Source organism: Dorea acetigenes (assembly GCF_025567385.1).
Taxonomy (GTDB): Bacteria; Bacillota; Clostridia; order Lachnospirales; family Lachnospiraceae; genus Claveliimonas; species Claveliimonas acetigenes.
This window is the reverse complement of record NZ_JAOQJU010000014.1, coordinates 53,645-70,712: the sequence shown is the minus strand read 5'-3', so window position 1 is coordinate 70,712 and position 17,068 is coordinate 53,645. Positions and strand designations below refer to the sequence as shown.

Sequence of the window (17,068 nt, the reverse complement as noted above, 5' to 3'; positions counted from 1 at the left end):
CTGTTTTCTGCCATTTTGTTCACTCCTTATTCTCTAGATTATATCTCAAATCCTTGAGAATGGGGTGTCAACTTTTTTTATACCACATCAAATCGTCTGTCCCTTATCCTCAATATCCTTATGCTCGGTAACTTTCTTCGGCTCGTCTGGATTGCTTAAATCGTACAATTCTTCAAAAGTTACAAGCTGTTTTCCGTTAAAAGAAGTAGCGTCAAAAGTAAAGGCAACTTCTACTTTCATGTTTTCGCTGTCAGCGGTAAAAGTGTAATCACTTTCCACACGCTTTCCATTGATAAGAAGTTCTGCATTTTCTTTTTTCAACATCTGCCAGCCCTTTAACTGATATTTTGTGCCGACTTCTAAGCCCTCTAAAGTAACCGTATCAATGATTGTAACGTCTTTTCCAGCTTCAAGCTCTTTGTTGCCGTCCTTATCGGTAGCAGTCGTATGAATTTTGATGATACGCTCTGTGATAAGTACCGTCTGCCCGTCGTCCTCAATGTCTTTGTGTTCCGCAACTTTTACGGGTTCGTCTGGATTGCTGAAATTATACAATTCTTCAAAGGTAACAAGGTTCTTGCCACCTAAAGCAGACGCATTGAATGTATAGGAAATTTCCACTTTCATTTCCTCATCATCAGCGATAAAGGTATAGTTGTTTTCTACACGTTTCCCGTCAATGATAAGCTCGGTGTTTTCTTCCTTTAACATCTGCCAGCCTTTGAGCTGATATTTTGTGCCTTTTGTAAGTCCGTCCAATTTGACTGTATCAACGATTGTTACCTCTTTTCCTGCAAGGATAGTCTTTTCGCCGTCCTTGCTGGTCGCTGTGGTATGGATAGAGATTTCTTTTTCGTATTCATCAGTCAGCGTCCCTAAATCAACCACAAGGTTATTTCTTGATACCACGATTTCAAAAGGTGGGATAAGTTCAAAGCCTTTGTTACTGTCACAACGCATTTCTTCAATGATATAGGTATCATAAGGTAATGCACCCTTGCTGTCGTCTGGTTCAGAAATCCCAAACCACACACCGTCCTCGCTGGTCTTGCCTGCGTTTGTATTGTGCTTATGAGAAGCCCAGTCAGCAGAAGTGGAGAATTGCCCGTTATCATCAGTTACCACGACATGATTTTCGCCCGTCGTCTTGCTTGTGATCCTAAAAGGAACATCAGCAAGACGCTTGTGTGTGCCTGCACCGATTTTCACGCCCTCAATATCCCCACGCTTAATCTGATTGTAGATAGAATGGGCTTTGTCGGTTAAGTCCACAATTTTTCCATTTTCTGTGATTGTAAAATCAATCGGTTTTGCACCGTCAGTCAAATATCCGTTTGGAGCTTCACTTTCAACGATACGAAACTTTCCATAAGGTAAAAGGTCGGCAGAAGTAGAAGCGACACCCTCAATATCGGTACGAATTGTCTTTACCACTTCATTTTTTTTGTATAGCTTGCCCTCAACCAATACTGCATTATCTTTTAAGGAAATGATGTCAAAGGCAGTATCTTTCAAAGTGGCACTTCCTTGTGGCTTTGTATCGCCCGTTTCTAAATCTCGTTTCTGAATTTTGACACCGCCACGGATAACCTTGTCAGAAACGGAAAACTGGTTACTTCCAGATAATACGGCAAGGTCGCCGTCCTCGGTAATCTGTGTTACATATAAGCCCTTAATCTGTTCGGACTTATCGCCAGCCTGCATATATGCACCGTCAAGTAAGTAGCCATTTGGAGCTTTCGTTTCTTCAACGGTTAGTGTTCCAAGTGGAAAAACGGCTTTACCGTCTTGCATATAGAAGCTGTCGCCAGACACCTTGTATGCGTCCGCTAATTTTGTGATGTAGTGGGTTGTCCCATCGCTGTCTGTTTCAGCGATTGTCTTTGTAACCCATGTACGAGTAGCTTCGGCAGGGAGATTGTCTTTAGTATAGAAGCCTGCATAATACTTCCATGTAAATTCCGCACCTGCTAGAGAAGCGTTTCCTTGCGGATTGTCTTTCTGTGTTTCCATGTCAATCTTGAAAAGCTCAATCAAAGTGTCCGTTACTTTTGGCGTATCAGATACGTTCAATGTCGCTGTCTTTCCAGCTTCAATCTTTAAGGAATATACAGTTTTATCTACTTTATATCCTGCTGGTGCGGATAATTCCTTGATATAGACTGTGCCTGCTTTTACCTCTACAACATCTGTATTTCCGTTTTCATCAGTCGTAAGGGTGGCAAGCTGTTTCGTGCAGTCCTTATCAGAAAAGACACCGTAGATTGCACCAGCGACAGAGTAATTCCCGTTACTGTCTGTAATGCTGGTATTACTGGAAGTCTTTTGTAGTTTCGCATTTCCGACATTCAGTTTCGCCCAGAATTGTCCTAATTCCTGCCCCTCGCCAGAGTAGATATAACCGCCACATTCATAGCGTCCTTTATTCTCTTTGACAAAGGCTTTTGCACCAGAGAAAACTTCGTCCTGTGTTGCCTTTGGAATTTCATCATAAGAAGCTCGCACGTTATCACATTGCCAGCCAAGATGTACGCTCAATCTCTGCCAGACAACACATTGTTCCAACAGATAGACTTGCTTGTAATTCAGTTCCTTGTGAGCTTCGCCATACTGTTTGACATACTCTAAGGATAACGCCACATCTGAAATCTGGTCGGCACTCATGCGTGAGCTTGCGTCAGCTCTGGTCTTGTAACCATTTTTGAAATCTGTATTGATGTCAATACAATAGGCAGTTTCGCCCTCAACTTTCATCATGCCCTCATTGAATGTAGAACCGATAGAACCGTCATTCATTACTTTTTCAATGATACCGACACGCTCTGCACTTTCCGTCCAGTATTGCTTACTTTCTGCATGAACGGGTGTACTCGGTAAAGCAGTAACGACAGTTGCAAGAGCTAAGAAGCCCGTACACAATCGCTTTAATATCTTTTTCATAAGTCTAATGCTCCTTTCGTTTTGAGTAATAAAATAGCCGTCCAATAAGAACGGCTGGAAATAGAAAAGGAACGTCATGTTAGGCGTTCCATAGTCTATGAAATATTAAATTTTTCTTGTTTCAATACTGATGTGCTGTACCATATCTTTGCATATCTAAGAAAACTAGCGTATCAAGGCTCATTCGTTAGTAGTAAATAAGTAGTAAATTGATGTGTTTGTTTCCTTGAAAATGCTGATAGATACTGTGTTTTAGCGGATAATCAGATTTTTATTGTGTTTTTACGTGAAAAAATAATTTTATATTTTTATCCAAAGGATAATACACCAGGATGTACGAAGCAGGCATGTGGCTTTTCTGAGCGTTATCCACAGTTTACTGAGAAGGGAGCTGTTATTCTCGGAGTAAGCAAGGACTCTGTAGCGTCTCACAAGAGATTTGAAGAAAAATACGGACTGGCATTTACGCTATTAGCAGATCCGGAGCGTAAAGTTATTGAAGCATATGATGTCTGGAAAGAAAAGAAAAATTATGGAAAAGTATCTATGGGTGTAGTAAGAACTACATATCTTATTGATGAGCAGGGAATCATTATAAAGGCAAATGATAAAGTCAAGGCGGCAGATGATCCTGAAAATATGCTTAAGGAATTGGCATAATGAAGATTATTTTATCACCTGCAAAAAAGATGATTGTAGATACCGATAACTTAGCACCGGTTGAACTGCCTGTCTATATTGATAAGACAGCAGAAGTATTAAACTGGATGAAAAGCAAATCAAAAGAAGAATTGAAAGCTATATGGAAATGTAATGACAAGATTGCAGAGCAGAACTTTAACAGATTGGAAAATATGGATCTTTATAACAGGCTTACTCCGGCTGTTTTAGCATATGAAGGGATTGCATTTCAATATATGGCACCATCTGTGTTTGAAATCCAGCAGTTTGAGTATTTGCAAAATCATTTAAGAATCTTGTCTGCGTTTTATGGCATTTTAAAACCAATGGATGGTGTGACTCCTTATCGTCTTGAAATGCAGACAAAGGTTGGAATTGGAGATGCAAAAAATCTGTATGAGTACTGGGGAGAATTGTTATACCGCTCAGTAATCGATGACAGTAGGATTATCATTAATCTTGCATCAAAAGAATACTCAAAATGTATAGAAAAGTATCTGACACCACAGGACAGATATATTACGATTGTATTTTGTGAGTTATCCGGAGATAAATTTGTAACAAAAGGTACCTATGCCAAGATGGCTCGTGGTGAAATGGTCAGATTCATAGCGGAAAATAATATTGAAAATCCGGTGGAAATTCAGAAATTTGACAGACTCGGATATTCGTTTAGGCCGGATTTATCTTCAGATTCAGAATATGTATTTGAACGCAAAATAAAATAATAATAATGAGAACTATTACTATTTTTATTGACAACAGGATAATAGTGGTATATAATCCTTATTAAGAACTAATCCTAATAAGGAGGACGAATGACAAGTAGAAGAAATACCATTCAAAAAGATCTTGTAAGAAATACCGTATACGAAATGAGAAGACACGTTACGGCAAATGAAGTGTATGAATTTATAAAAGAAGCATATCCAACAATTGGGAAAGGAACTGTATATAGAAATCTTGATATATTGGTAGAGGAAGGTGCATTAAGAAAGGTTGAAGTTCCGGATGGACCGAACCGATTTGATTTTATATTGAAAAATCATTACCATGTAAGATGTATAAAGTGCGGTGAAATTTTTGATGTGGATATGGATCAAATACCGGATTTGCTGGAAAGAATTCATAACACTCATGGAATTGAATTTGTGGATTATGATATTTCATTTAAAGGCATTTGCCCGAAATGCAGGGAGAAGGTAAAGGAGGAACAGCATGGATAGGAAAGCAATGTATAAGTTGAGTTATGGACTGTTTATATTGACCGCTAAAGAAGCAGAAAAAGATAACGGATGTATCATTAATACAGCTATTCAGGCAGCTTCGGAACCAAACCAGTTAAGTATCTGTGTAAATAAGGCAAATTATACGCATGATATGATTCAAAGAACCGGAAAATTTACTGTATCAGTCTTAAGTCAGAAGGCACAATTTGAATTGTTCAAACATTTTGGCTTCCAATCAGGAAGAGATACTAATAAGTTTGAAGCCTTTGAGCAGTGTGCCAGGGGCACAAATGGTATTTATTATATTACAGAAGGTACAAATGCATACATTTCTGTGACAGTTACTAAAACAGAGGACTTGGGTTCACATACGATGTTTATCGGTGAGATAACCGATATGGAAGTTTTAAGCAATGTTCCTTCAGTAACATATGATTATTATCAGAATAATATTAAGCCTAAGCCACAGGAGGTTGGAAAAACAGAGGACAGTCAGACAATATGGCGTTGCAGAATTTGCGGATATGAATATGTAGGCGAGGAATTACCAGATGACTTTATATGTCCTTTGTGCAAGCACCCGGCATCAGATTTTGAAAAAGTAGTAAAGAAAACGGAGGTAAAAGAGATGGCAGCAAACAAATATGCAGGAACACAGACAGAGAAGAATTTACAGGAGGCATTTGCAGGGGAATCACAGGCAAGAAATAAGTATACATATTTTGCTTCTGTAGCGAAAAAGGAAGGTTACGAGCAGATGTCAGCATTGTTTTTAAAGACTGCAGATAATGAGAAAGAACATGCAAAGATGTGGTTCAAGGAATTAGCAGGAATTGGTGATACAAAGGCAAACCTGGTGGCAGCGGCAGAAGGCGAAAATTATGAGTGGACAGATATGTATGATGGCTTTGCTAAAACGGCTGAGGAAGAAGGATTCCCTGAGCTTGCAGCAAAATTCAGGGCAGTAGGTGAGATTGAGAAGCACCATGAGGAAAGATATCGTGCACTTCTTAAGAATATTGAAACTTCACAGGTATTTGAAAAGAGCGAAGTTAAGGTATGGGAATGCCGTAACTGTGGACATATTGTGGTAGGAACTAAGGCGCCTGAAGTATGTCCGGTATGTAATCATCCACAGAGCTATTTTGAAGTACATGAAGAGAATTATTAAGGAGACAATTGAATTATAAATTTTACACATGGAAGGAGAAAAAGGCATGGAAGTAAGGTATTATATTTGTAAGCATTGTGGAAACATTGTTGAAAAGGTAAAGGATAAGGGTGTACCTGTAATTTGTTGCGGAGAACCTATGCAGGAATTAAAAGCCGGAGTGACAGATGCTGCTGTCGAGAAGCATGTACCTGTATATACGATAGAAGGCAGTCATGTTCATGTCGTGGTCGGAGAGACAAAACATCCAATGCTTGAAGAGCATTTCATTGAGTGGATTACATTAAATACAAACCAGGGAATATACAGAAAACAGTTAAATCCAGGGCAGGAGCCGGTAGCAGATCTTTGTCTTTGCGATGGTGAACAGGTAGAAGAGGTATATGCATATTGTAACCTGCATGGATTATGGAAATGCTAAAAGCATTTATACATATTAAGGTTACAGAACAACACAAATACAACAGTAATATATGCTGTGTATTAATATATTTATAAGGAGGAACAAACTAATGAAATATGTATGTGACGTTTGCGGATGGGAATATGATGAAGAGGAAGGTTATCCTGAAGGTGGTATTGCACCAGGAACAAAGTGGGAGGACGTTCCAGAAGATTTTGAATGCCCATTATGTAATGTTGGAAAAGATCAGTTTTCAGAAGTTGAATAAAATTCTGATTATTTAAATACGGATAGATAAACAAAAACCCTGGTGCGTGTGAGCAACAGGGTTTTTTATTGCGATAGTTTGTGATGATATCACAGAAAATGGTTTACCTTTTGCTTATAATGTAACTACAAACAAAGTAAGGAGGTAGTCTAAATGAGATTAAAAGATAAAGTTGCAATCATTACTGGTGGAAGCCGTGGTATAGGATTTGCTACAGCTGATAAATTCTTGAAGGAAGGTGCTTCAGTTGTGTTGGCAGCAAGTTCACAGGAATCGGCAGATGTTGCTGTAGATAAATTAAAAGAAAAATATCCCAATGCAATAGTTGCTGGAATTAGTCCAAATCTAGCAAGCATGGAGTCTGTCAGAAAGGCTTTTAAAGAGGCAACTGAAAAATATGGATGTGTCGACATACTGGTAAATAATGCAGGGATTTCAGAAAACACCTCATTTATGGATTATACAGAGGAGACTTTTGATAAAGTCATGGATCTAAATGTAAAAGGAGTATTTAATACTACTCGTGTAGCAGCAGAATGTATGGTGGCAAGAGGCAAGGGGGTCATTCTCTCAACTTCTTCCATGGTGAGTATTTCGGGACAGCCAAGTGGGTTTGCTTATCCGGCATCGAAGTTTGCAGTAAACGGATTGACTGTATCATTAGCAAGAGAACTAGGACCTAAAGGTATTCGTGTTAATGCTGTTGCACCTGGAATTACAGAAACTGATATGATGAAGGCCGTGCCAAAGGAAGTTATCGAACCTATGATTGAAAGAATTCCATTGCGTCGTCTTGGACAGCCAGAAGATATTGCCAATGCGTTTGTGTTTCTTGCTTCAGATGAGGCGAGTTACATTACAGGTGTTATATTAAGTGTAGATGGTATGGCAAGAAGTTAAGTTAATGAGGTATGGTGATGTAATCACGGAAAATAAATGAAATTAAGACTATAATAAATCTACAAAAAGAAAAAGATAAGGAGGACTGTAAAATGTCTGCTATTAATATCAATAAAAATAATTTTCAGAACGAAGTACTGAATTCCGATAAACCCGTTCTTTTAGATTTTTGGGCATCTTGGTGTGCGCCTTGCCGTATGGTAGTACCTATTGTAGAGGAGATTGCAAGTGAGCGTAGAGATATTAAAGTTGGAAAGATTAATGTAGATGAAGAGCCTGAACTGGCAAATAAGTTCAGTATTATGAGCATTCCAACTTTAGTGGTTATGAAGAATGGGAAGATTGTACAGCAGGTTTCAGGTGCGAGACCTAAGAATGCGATTTTAGAAATGCTTTAGGGGGGTGTGCTAATGGGATTTTTCGATCTCTTTAAACAGTCGAATATTAATCAAGGCATAGAAGAATATAAAAGGACTGATGATGCAGTTCTGCTGGATGTACGTACACCGCAGGAATATCAGGAAGGACATATACCAGAAAGTAAAAATGTGCCGTTGCAGCAACTTGACAATATTGCTTCTGTAGCGAAGAATAAGGATATTCCACTGTTTGTATACTGTTATTCCGGTTCACGAAGCCGCCAGGCAACTGGGATACTGCAACGAATGGGATATTCTAAAGTAAATAATATCGGTGGCATTGTAGCTTACTCAGGAAAGGTGGAAAAATAAGATGAAGGTAATAATTGTAGGAGGTGTAGCCGGAGGAGCTACAGCTGCAGCAAGAATACGCAGACTGAATGAACATGCTGAAATTACTGTGTTTGAAAGATCCGGATACATATCCTATGCAAATTGTGGACTTCCATATTATATTGGAGACGTGATCACAGACCCGGAAGAACTTACACTACAGACACCAGAGAGTTTTTTTAAACGCTTCCGTATTAACATGAAAATTCATCATGAAGTTATCTCCATACATCCGGAACGTAAAACGGTTTCAGTGAAAAATTTAGAGAATGGTGAGATATTTGAAGAAAACTATGATAAGCTGATCCTCTCTCCAGGTGCAAAGCCAACACAGCCGAGACTTCCCGGAGTAGGTATTGATAAACTTTTTACACTTCGTACTGTAGAAGACACTTTTCGGATAAAGGAATATATAAATAAGAATCATCCAAAATCGGCTGTATTGGCAGGGGGCGGTTTTATTGGTCTGGAACTGGCTGAAAATTTGAGGGGGCTTGGCATGGATGTTACGATTGTCCAGAGGCCTAAGCAGCTGATGAACCCTTTTGACCTGGATATGGCATCCATGATCCATAATGAAATGAGAAAGCATGGGATAAAACTGGTACTGGGCTATACAGTAGAAGGATTTAAAGAAAAAGACAACGGAGTGGAGGTCCTGTTGAAAGATAATCCATCCCTTCAGGCTGATATGGTAGTTCTGGCAATCGGAGTCACACCAGACACAGTATTAGCAAAAGAAGCCGGCCTGGAACTTGGCATCAAGGAAAGTATTGTAGTGAATGACAGAATGGAAACCTCTGTACCGGATATTTATGCTGCAGGTGATGCAGTTCAGGTAAAACATTATGTTACGGGTAATGATGCGCTGATTTCTTTGGCAGGACCAGCCAATAAACAGGGCAGAATCATCGCTGATAATATTTGTGGCGGTGATAGTCGTTACCTGGGCAGTCAGGGAAGCTCCGTTATCAAAGTATTTGATATGACAGCAGCTACTACAGGTATCAATGAAACCAATGCCAAAAAGTCAGGATTAGAGGTAGATACAGTAATTCTTTCTCCTATGAGTCATGCCGGTTACTATCCTGGTGGAAAAGTGATGACCATGAAGGTGGTTTTTGAAAAAGAGACCTATCGTTTGCTTGGCGCTCAGATTATTGGATATGAAGGAGTTGATAAACGTATTGATGTGCTGGCAACAGCAATTCATGCAGGGCTGAAGGCAACCCAGCTGAAGGATTTGGATCTCGCATATGCACCGCCTTATTCCTCTGCCAAAGATCCTGTAAATATGGCAGGATTCATGATAGACAATATAGCAAAAGGTACCTTAAAACAATGGCATCTGGAAGATATGGATAAGATTTCTAGAGATAAAAGTGTTGTGTTGCTGGATGTGAGAACTGTAGGTGAATTTAACAGGGGGCATATGGATGGATTCAAAAACATTCCTGTAGATGAACTAAGGGAACGTATCAATGAAATTGAGAAGGGAAAGCCTGTTTACCTGATATGCCAGAGTGGGCTACGCAGTTATATTGCAAGCCGTATTTTGGAAGGAAATGGATATGAAACATACAACTTTTCAGGTGGATTCCGCTTTTATGATGCAGTGGCTAATGACCATGCACTGATTGAAAGATCATATGCATGTGGTATGGATTATTAGAAATAAATAAAATATTTTTATAGTTTGATTGTAGTATAAAAAGATCCCCCATTTATTAGAATGACTTTCATAATTCTGATAAATGGAGGATTCTTTAGAGAAAAAAACGTTTTATGATCTTTGTAGTGTTTCCAGTCTTTTCGAATCAAGGATTGTTATTTTGCCGCGAGAGAGTCTGACGAGTCCTTCGCCTTGAAAGTATCGAAGCATTCGAGTGATAACTTCCCTGTGGGAACCAAGATGGTTTGCGATAGTTTCGTGAGTGATTTTCAGTTCATTTGTTCCTTCAATGGATGTTTCTTCTAAAAGAAATGAAGCAACACGCTTATCCAAACTCTTCCACATAATCTGTTCAATCAGCCACATGACATCAGAAAAACGGGTAGCCATTAACTCATTGGTATAGTTTGCGACAGGAGCGGATTCTTTCATGATGCCCTTATAGATTTCAGCAGGGATGATCCAAAGGTCAGTATCTTTTTCTGCTTCAATGGTTACTTCAAATTGAATGGATCGTATGATACATGAGGCGGATAAAAGACACATATCCATATCGAACAGACGGTAAAGTGTAATCTCTCGTCCTTCATTTGAAAGTATGTAGGTCCGAAGCTGCCCGGATTTAACCAGTAATAACCCAGTACAGTCCAGGTTTCCATTGTGAATGATCGTTCCTTTTTTTACATTCTGTGTGATTAAATTGTCTGAAATTAGTTTTTTCTGTGCTATGTTTAAGTCATTCCATAGTGGAAAATAATTTTCGAAGTTCATAACAGTTATCTCCTTTACGAACATAGTATATAAACCTGAATTATTCATCCAATAATTGTTGACGGTGCTTCACGCCGTATAGTTACTATGTTTTTGGTACTTTTTGCTTTCATCTAACAAGTGAAGAAAAATCACATAGAAAAAGGACTTCAAATTTGTTAAAATTAAGGTGTCTAATCAAAATAAAAACAAAGGAGAAATCCTTATGTATAGTTTAAACGACACCGCGTTAGAAAGCAACAAGTACTTGAAAATAAATTTTGATGGAGGCAATTTATCCTTCGATGCAGGACTTCTCCTGTTTAAGGAATTCCTGTTCAAGATTGGAGCTGTGAAACTCATCAATCGCATTGTTTATTGGAGTTCTTTAATCTTTATCATAAACTGTTCAGCCGGCTTTGAGAAAACCTGATATTTTTTCCAGATGATTGATAGTTCAGCTTCAACGACTGGCGCCAGAGGGCGAAAACACAGATTGCTGTTTTCGCCCATATTGATTATTTTATCAAGCCCAATCGCATACCCCAGTCCCTCATCTACGAGAAGTGAAGCGTTAAACAATAAATTATAGGTAGCTACGATATTTAGCTGGTCTATGTTACAATTTAGCCAGGAACTAAATTCTCCACTCTGGTTTTTCTGATGGGAGATAATGAGGGGCTTATTCCGCAAATCTTCCGGAGTAATGGTATTCTGATGGGCAAGCTCTGAATCTTTGCGCATTAACACTCCCCAGGTATCTTTGACAGGAATTTTGATGGCATTATATTTGTCAAAATCCACATGCCCAAATACTAATCCGAAATCTATCAGCCCTTTGTCTAATTGTTCTAAAATAAATTCTACATTTCCGCTGGAAATGTGATAATGAATGCCGGGATATCTGCTTTGAATTTCTTTGGCAGCCTTTGCGAGAAGTCTGACGGCATCTGTTTCACCGGCTCCGATATATACATCTCCTGCAATCACGTGATCAGAGAGCGTGATTTCCTTTTCTGTTTTATCAACAAGATTCAAAATTTCTTCTGCACGTTTTTTGAGAATCATGTCCTCTTCTGTTAAGGTGACTTTTCGTGAGCCTTTCGTACCACGAATTAAAAGCTGCTTCCCAAGTTCTTTTTCCATGTTACGAATCTGTGTAGAAAGTATCGGCTGAGATAAGTGCAGAGATTTCGCTGCACGAATGATACTTTGTTCTCTTGCAACTGCAAGAAAATAGTTTAGAACCCGTATTTCCATGTGATGTCCTCCCTTTTGCCAATGTTTTTGAATGAATTTGAAATAAGAATAACAAATGGATTCGTGTTCAGGAACACAAATATAACAGCAATATAGGCTGTGTATTAATATATTTACAAGGAGGAACAACGAATGAAATACGTATGTGATGTTTGCGGATGGGAATATGATGAAGAGGAAGGTTATCCTGAAGGTGGTATTGCACCAGGAACAAAGTGGGAGGATGTTCCGGAAGATTTTGAATGCCCATTATGTAATGTTGGAAAAGATCAGTTTTCAGAAGTTGAATAGAAGCTTAATCATGTGTTAAATATGGATGGATAAATCAAAACCCTGGTGCGTGAGCAACAGGGGTTTTTTATTGGGATATTTTGTGATGATTGGTGGTGCCGATAATCAAGACAAATGCCTATGTGCGCAAGCAGTGTATATAGGCGCTTGTGGTTTGCAGAGTGTTAAGAAAATCGAAATTAGTATAACACTTTTATCCTCTGTATTTTGATGGGGTAAATCCATAATACCTTTTGAATATTTCAATCAATCTACTGGGGTTGGAGTATCCAACAATTTTTGAAATTTCCGCAATGGTGAGGTCAGTTTGAATAAGCATGTGCTCGGCTACAGAGATCCTTTTCCGCTGAATGTATTCAGTAATGGACATATTATAAACTGACTTAAATAGCTTTTTCATCTTGCTTTCACTCATACATGCAATGGTGGAAAGCGTTTGTAACGTAATATTAAAACTGTAATGTTCGTCCATGTAATGCGTTAGTTCATCTAATGCCTGCAAATCTGTTTTGCTAATGGATTGGCCATTCTCTTCATTTAGTCTGTTTTCTTTCAAATAAGAAGCAAGAAAAGAGATGATTTCATATATTTTTGCTTCTACTGTAATTCTGGACGCTTTCATGGAAAGCAGATACTCATATAGGCTTTGCATAGCACGATTGACATTTGGTAAATAGAATTTTCCTTTTTCTTTGAAAAAATCAGAAAAGTTCACCTCAAGATCACCGGAAATTTCCTGGAGATACTGATCAATAAATTCCTGGTCAAACTGCACAGTAATACATCTTAATGGAATCTGAGGATGATAAATAGCTTTGTACTTTTCAGATGGTTCATAGCAGCGTAATGTATTCGGAGAAACAATTTGATACGGATAGAATTCATCTCCTGCGCCACTAATATAGAGAGCAAGTACATATCCAGACCCAATATGTTCTCCGACCATGGTTTCCTGGTTAAATCGAATATCTGTCACTGTGATGATGAAATCGTAGTGAACCTCATTCGTCCATTGAAATCCGGTTCCATATTTTGGGTTGATCTTATAATATGTTCCGTACTCTATTGGATTCTTTATTGATTCAATAAAGAAATCATCTCGTTTAACTTCTATCATTGGCTCCTCCAAAAGATACCTCGGTTAGATTTATTAGTACCTTGATTAGACTTTATATCTGTTTTGTTCTTTACAGTTAGCTAGAACTAATTATAATGAAAGATGTGATGCATGTCAAACCGTTTTTTAAGCAAAAAGGAGATGTAGATTTGAAGTCAATGCGCAGTTTATATAAAAAACTATTTCAATATGTCCCAGATAAAAAAAATTGGGCATATTCTTCTATGGCGCTATCTGCCGCTGCCGTCTGCTCCTATATGGGAGCATATTGGTTTCTTTGGCAAGCCATTGTGTCTATTCTGGTTATTCCTACATATGAGAAGGCCATGTATGATGCAATTATTGTAGTCGTACTTATGATTTTACGAGGCGTTCTCAACATTGCATCGGCAACGTGTTCCCACTATTTAGGCTTCCGTCTTGAAACAAACTTAAGAAAAAATGGGCTTCATAAATTGTTGGATGCATCTTCTTCCTTTTTTGACCATAACAGCTCTGGAGAGATTCGAAAAATTATTGATGATAACGCTGCAGAAACACACAAAACAGTGGCCCATTTGATTCCAGACAATATCACTGCTGTTATGACACCAGTGTTAATGTTTGTGTTGATGTTTGCAATTGACTACCGCCTTGGTATTCTCTTGACCCTTACAACTGTGATTGGTGTTCTTCAGTATCGTAAAATGTCCGATGGTACTGAATTTCTGTCTGGCTATTCAGCGGCACTTCAAAAGATGAGTGCAGCAACAGTAGAATATGTCAGAGGAATGCAGATCATAAAAATCTTCGGTGTAACTGTACAGTATTACAAAACTCTGATTGACTCGATCAAGGAGTACAAACAGTACGTTTATCAGTATAGCCTCAGTTGTAAGAATCCCTATGTTGGATTCCAGGTTCTGTTCAACGTGTTTTATGCTTTTGCCGTACCAGCCGCAGTTATACTCATCAGCTATGGAGAACCTGCCATGCTGATCCTGGCAAAGATTGTTTTTTTTGCTGTATTCTCCGGAGCTGTATTTACTTCTTTCACATCGATTATGTTTACGGGGCAGGATAACTTTGGCGCACAAAATACGCTGAATCAGCTTGATGAGCTGACTGCTTCAATGGATCAGGCAAAGATTCCGCATGGAAGCGAAGAGAACTTCCCAAATTTCGATATCGAATTTCGTCATGTTGACTTTAAATATGATGACACCTTCGTGCTGAAGAATTTTAACCTGACACTGCATCAGAATAGAACTTATGCGCTTATCGGGTCTTCCGGCGGAGGCAAATCTACCATTGCAAAGCTGATTTCAGGATTTTATCCTGTTGATGGCGGCGAGATTCTGATTGGTGGAAAGAACATTCAGAGTTATTCTGAAAAAGCTCTCATTCAAAACATAGCATTTGTCTTCCAGCACAGTCAATTACTGAAGACCTCAATTTACGAAAATGTCCGAATCGGAAATCCTCAGGCAACACGGCAGCAGATTATGGATGCACTTAACGCAGCGAACTGCACATCTATCCTTGACAAATTTCCCCAAAGGGAGATGACTGTCATAGGGGCAAAGGGCGTATACCTTTCCGGTGGTGAGGTGCAGAGGATTGCTATTGCAAGGGCTATTTTAAAGAATGCGAATATCGTCATTATGGATGAGGCTTCTGCAGCTGCAGATCCGGAAAATGAATACGAGTTGCAGCAGGCTTTCCAAAAACTGATGAGGGGCAAAACAGTTATCATGATTGCACACAGGCTGTCCTCTATTCAGAATGTAGACCAGATCCTGTTTGTCCAGAATGGAAAAGTTGTGGAACAAGGAACCCACAATGAGCTGATGGCCTACAATGGGCGTTATAAGGATTTTCAGGATGTATACTACAAGGCAAATCAGTGGAGGTTGGCGTGATGAAGACATATCTAAAAAAATTTTTCCAGCTTAGTGATTCGGGTGTGAAAGGCCTTGCAAAATCAATCTGGTCATTCTTTCTCTATTATGTTTCTTTTGTACCGCCGATGATCTGTGTTTTTGTGTTTGCAGACAGGCTGCTGAATGGAAACACCGGGAAACCGGTGGCATATCTCCTGTTTATGATGGTAGCGACCCTGCTGATGTACTTAGTTATTAACTATAACTATAAAACGACCTATGATGAAACCTACCAAGAATCTGCGAATTTAAGAATTGATCTGGCGGAACAGCTTTCCAAGCTGCCCCTATCCTATTTTTCAAAGCACAATTTGTCTGACCTTGCTCAGACAATCATGGCAGATGTGGCTTCGATTGAGCATGCTTTTGCGAACGCAGTGGCTAATTTCATTGGGTTTTCAATTTACTTTTTGGTTATCAGCGCAGCACTTCTAATCATGAATTGGAAATTAGGGCTCTGTGTATTGCTTCCCGTTCTTGCTTCTGCTTCGGTTCTTTTCCTGACAAAGAAACTGCAGGTCAGAGATGTAAATAAACATTATGATAAATTGAGAGATATTTCCGAAAGCTTTCAAAATGCAATTGAACTAAATCAGGAAATTAAAAGCTATGGCTTGAAAGAAAAGGTAGAAGCTCAAATGGACCAGCAGTTGGATGAGTCAGAAAATCTTCAGTGGAAAGCTCAGATCACCCAGACGATTCCTGTTACAATCGGCCAGACTTTATCTATTCTTCCTATTGGAATCACGGCGACTGTTGGCCTTTCGATGCTTGCCTCCGGTCAGGTAAGTGTCCTGATTCTTCTGGGCTATATTATTATGGCAGCAAAACTCAGCGGGGCCATGGGTGGTGTTTTGCTCTATCTGACTGAAATCTTTTATTTGGATGCAAGGATCGCACGGATTGGTGAAATCAAGAATCATGAACTTCAGGGTGGAGAAAAAGAAGTCCTTTCAGATTTCAATGTAGAAATAAAGGACGTTTGTTTTTCCTACCAGAAAGACACCCAGGTGATTCGCCATGCATCCTTTACAGCGGAGCAAGGACAGGTAACCGCATTGGTCGGTCCCAGTGGTTGCGGAAAAACAACAATGCTTAAGCTCATCAGCAGACTATATGATGCAGATTCCGGTACCGTTCAAATTGGAGGAACTGACATACGAGAAATTCACACTGACAGCTTGTTCAAGTATGTTTCCATTGTTTTTCAGGAAGTCATTCTATTCAATACTTCTATTATGGAAAATATTCGCCTCGGACGGCTGGATGCTTCTGACGAAGAAGTGATACGAGCTTCAAAACTGGCCGGATGTAATGAGTTTGTCAACCGTCTGCCAGACACTTACCAGACAATAATCGGGGAAAATGGAGCCAAACTCTCCGGAGGAGAACGTCAGCGGCTGTCTATTGCCAGGGCAATCCTGAAGGATGCCCCGATTATCATTTTGGATGAGATTGCCGCATCGTTAGATGTGGAAACAGAAGTCCAGATACAGACTGGATTAAATCATTTGATTCAAGGCAAGACCGTGATTGTTATTTCACACAGACTAAAGTCTATTGAAAATGCAGATAAGATCGTCGTTATGAAAGCAGGTACGGTAGAAGCCTGCGGAAAGCATGCTCATCTGCTGAAACAGTCGCCCACATATAGAAAGATGATTGAAAAGTCCAATCTGGCAGAGAAATTTAACTACTAAGCAGGTTACCTT

The 17,068-nt window shown here is 39.2% G+C and carries 15 protein-coding genes and 4 pseudogenes; 15 read left to right on the top strand and 4 right to left on the bottom strand.

Features of this window, described 5'->3' with window-relative positions:
* Nucleotides 1-90: 90 nt before the first annotated feature.
* Nucleotides 91-2,940 (bottom strand): annotated as a pseudogene (locus OCV99_RS11600) (SrtB-anchored collagen-binding adhesin); the annotation flags it as partial.
* Between the two features lie 288 nt (nucleotides 2,941-3,228).
* Between OCV99_RS11600 and OCV99_RS11595 the strand changes: the two are divergent.
* From OCV99_RS11595 to OCV99_RS11545, 11 genes and pseudogenes are all read left to right on the top strand, one after another.
* Nucleotides 3,229-3,600, top strand: a pseudogene (locus tag OCV99_RS11595) (peroxiredoxin); the annotation flags it as partial.
* Nucleotides 3,600-4,349, top strand: a complete 750-nt coding sequence (gene yaaA / locus OCV99_RS11590) for a peroxide stress protein YaaA (RefSeq protein WP_055650115.1) — start codon at nucleotides 3,600-3,602, stop codon at nucleotides 4,347-4,349. The pseudogene OCV99_RS11595 and the gene yaaA, both read left to right, overlap by 1 nt.
* Before the next feature lie 90 nt (nucleotides 4,350-4,439).
* Nucleotides 4,440-4,847 (top strand): Fur family transcriptional regulator, encoded by a 408-nt coding sequence (locus OCV99_RS11585; RefSeq protein WP_055151682.1) that lies wholly within the window; start codon nucleotides 4,440-4,442, stop codon nucleotides 4,845-4,847.
* Nucleotides 4,840-5,460, top strand: a pseudogene (locus OCV99_RS18250) (flavin reductase family protein); the annotation flags it as partial. The gene OCV99_RS11585 and the pseudogene OCV99_RS18250, both read left to right, overlap by 8 nt.
* Before the next feature lie 18 nt (nucleotides 5,461-5,478).
* On the top strand, nucleotides 5,479-6,021 hold the full coding sequence (gene rbr / locus OCV99_RS18245) for a rubrerythrin (RefSeq protein WP_242866130.1): 543 nt from the start codon (nucleotides 5,479-5,481) through the stop codon (nucleotides 6,019-6,021).
* A gap of 46 nt (nucleotides 6,022-6,067) precedes the next feature.
* Complete coding sequence (locus tag OCV99_RS11570; RefSeq protein ID WP_055222151.1) at nucleotides 6,068-6,442, top strand: desulfoferrodoxin family protein; 375 nt, start codon at nucleotides 6,068-6,070, stop codon at nucleotides 6,440-6,442.
* Between the two features lie 91 nt (nucleotides 6,443-6,533).
* Nucleotides 6,534-6,692 carry a rubredoxin gene (locus tag OCV99_RS11565; protein ID WP_005339874.1) on the top strand — a complete coding sequence of 53 codons (159 nt, stop codon included), beginning with the start codon at nucleotides 6,534-6,536 and terminating at the stop codon, nucleotides 6,690-6,692.
* A 153-nt stretch (nucleotides 6,693-6,845) separates the two neighbouring features.
* A complete protein-coding gene (locus OCV99_RS11560; protein ID WP_005421611.1) occupies nucleotides 6,846-7,592 on the top strand; it encodes an SDR family NAD(P)-dependent oxidoreductase in 747 nt (248 codons plus the stop codon).
* 92 nt (nucleotides 7,593-7,684) lie between these two features.
* The gene (gene trxA / locus OCV99_RS11555) at nucleotides 7,685-7,990 is read left to right on the top strand and encodes a thioredoxin (protein WP_005421612.1); all 306 of its coding nucleotides are present in this window, start codon (nucleotides 7,685-7,687) and stop codon (nucleotides 7,988-7,990) included.
* 12 nt (nucleotides 7,991-8,002) lie between these two features.
* Nucleotides 8,003-8,323, top strand: a complete 321-nt coding sequence (locus tag OCV99_RS11550; protein WP_015524982.1) for a rhodanese-like domain-containing protein — start codon at nucleotides 8,003-8,005, stop codon at nucleotides 8,321-8,323.
* 1 nt (nucleotide 8,324) lies between these two features.
* Nucleotides 8,325-10,016 carry an FAD-dependent oxidoreductase gene (locus OCV99_RS11545; RefSeq protein WP_055222121.1) on the top strand — a complete coding sequence of 564 codons (1,692 nt, stop codon included), beginning with the start codon at nucleotides 8,325-8,327 and terminating at the stop codon, nucleotides 10,014-10,016.
* Nucleotides 10,017-10,127: 111 nt separating this feature from the next.
* Here OCV99_RS11545 and OCV99_RS11540 read toward each other — a convergent pair whose 3' ends face one another.
* Nucleotides 10,128-10,787 (bottom strand): Crp/Fnr family transcriptional regulator, encoded by a 660-nt coding sequence (locus OCV99_RS11540; protein WP_242856479.1) that lies wholly within the window; start codon nucleotides 10,785-10,787, stop codon nucleotides 10,128-10,130.
* 205 nt (nucleotides 10,788-10,992) lie between these two features.
* Here OCV99_RS11540 and OCV99_RS18385 point away from each other — a divergent pair.
* A pseudogene (locus tag OCV99_RS18385) lies at nucleotides 10,993-11,139 on the top strand (IS1380 family transposase); the annotation flags it as partial.
* A gap of 2 nt (nucleotides 11,140-11,141) precedes the next feature.
* On the opposite strand, the gene OCV99_RS11535 reads toward OCV99_RS18385, so the two are convergent.
* The gene (locus tag OCV99_RS11535; protein WP_055222125.1) at nucleotides 11,142-12,026 is read right to left on the bottom strand and encodes a LysR family transcriptional regulator; all 885 of its coding nucleotides are present in this window, start codon (nucleotides 12,024-12,026) and stop codon (nucleotides 11,142-11,144) included.
* Between the two features lie 132 nt (nucleotides 12,027-12,158).
* On the opposite strand from OCV99_RS11535, the gene OCV99_RS11530 reads away from it, so the two are divergent.
* Nucleotides 12,159-12,317: a rubredoxin gene (locus OCV99_RS11530; protein WP_005339874.1), complete on the top strand. Its 159-nt coding sequence runs from the start codon at nucleotides 12,159-12,161 to the stop codon at nucleotides 12,315-12,317.
* Between the two features lie 193 nt (nucleotides 12,318-12,510).
* Here OCV99_RS11530 and OCV99_RS11525 read toward each other — a convergent pair whose 3' ends face one another.
* Nucleotides 12,511-13,434, bottom strand: coding sequence for a helix-turn-helix domain-containing protein (locus tag OCV99_RS11525; protein ID WP_055222127.1), 924 nt, complete (start codon nucleotides 13,432-13,434; stop codon nucleotides 12,511-12,513).
* A 158-nt stretch (nucleotides 13,435-13,592) separates the two neighbouring features.
* On the opposite strand from OCV99_RS11525, the gene OCV99_RS11520 reads away from it, so the two are divergent.
* Together OCV99_RS11520 and OCV99_RS11515 are read left to right on the top strand one after the other, a co-directional pair.
* Nucleotides 13,593-15,335 carry an ABC transporter ATP-binding protein gene (locus OCV99_RS11520; RefSeq protein WP_055222153.1) on the top strand — a complete coding sequence of 581 codons (1,743 nt, stop codon included), beginning with the start codon at nucleotides 13,593-13,595 and terminating at the stop codon, nucleotides 15,333-15,335.
* Complete coding sequence (locus tag OCV99_RS11515; protein ID WP_055222129.1) at nucleotides 15,335-17,056, top strand: ABC transporter ATP-binding protein; 1,722 nt, start codon at nucleotides 15,335-15,337, stop codon at nucleotides 17,054-17,056. The genes OCV99_RS11520 and OCV99_RS11515 overlap by 1 nt, the downstream gene beginning before the upstream one ends.
* The last annotated feature ends 12 nt before the right edge of the window (nucleotides 17,057-17,068 follow it).

Coding starts and splice junctions, on each gene's coding strand:
- OCV99_RS11520 (WP_055222153.1), top strand. CDS start 13,593: ATGCGCAGTTTATATAAAAAACTATTTCAATATGTCCCAGATAAAAAA.
- OCV99_RS11560 (WP_005421611.1), top strand. CDS start 6,846: ATGAGATTAAAAGATAAAGTTGCAATCATTACTGGTGGAAGCCGTGGT.
- OCV99_RS11515 (WP_055222129.1), top strand. CDS start 15,335: ATGAAGACATATCTAAAAAAATTTTTCCAGCTTAGTGATTCGGGTGTG.
- OCV99_RS11530 (WP_005339874.1), top strand. CDS start 12,159: ATGAAATACGTATGTGATGTTTGCGGATGGGAATATGATGAAGAGGAA.
- rbr (WP_242866130.1), top strand. CDS start 5,479: ATGGCAGCAAACAAATATGCAGGAACACAGACAGAGAAGAATTTACAG.
- OCV99_RS11535 (WP_055222125.1), bottom strand. CDS start 12,026: ATGGAAATACGGGTTCTAAACTATTTTCTTGCAGTTGCAAGAGAACAA.
- OCV99_RS11545 (WP_055222121.1), top strand. CDS start 8,325: ATGAAGGTAATAATTGTAGGAGGTGTAGCCGGAGGAGCTACAGCTGCA.
- yaaA (WP_055650115.1), top strand. CDS start 3,600: ATGAAGATTATTTTATCACCTGCAAAAAAGATGATTGTAGATACCGAT.
- OCV99_RS11550 (WP_015524982.1), top strand. CDS start 8,003: ATGGGATTTTTCGATCTCTTTAAACAGTCGAATATTAATCAAGGCATA.
- OCV99_RS11540 (WP_242856479.1), bottom strand. CDS start 10,787: ATGAACTTCGAAAATTATTTTCCACTATGGAATGACTTAAACATAGCA.
- OCV99_RS11585 (WP_055151682.1), top strand. CDS start 4,440: ATGACAAGTAGAAGAAATACCATTCAAAAAGATCTTGTAAGAAATACC.
- OCV99_RS11525 (WP_055222127.1), bottom strand. CDS start 13,434: ATGATAGAAGTTAAACGAGATGATTTCTTTATTGAATCAATAAAGAAT.
- trxA (WP_005421612.1), top strand. CDS start 7,685: ATGTCTGCTATTAATATCAATAAAAATAATTTTCAGAACGAAGTACTG.
- OCV99_RS11565 (WP_005339874.1), top strand. CDS start 6,534: ATGAAATATGTATGTGACGTTTGCGGATGGGAATATGATGAAGAGGAA.
- OCV99_RS11570 (WP_055222151.1), top strand. CDS start 6,068: ATGGAAGTAAGGTATTATATTTGTAAGCATTGTGGAAACATTGTTGAA.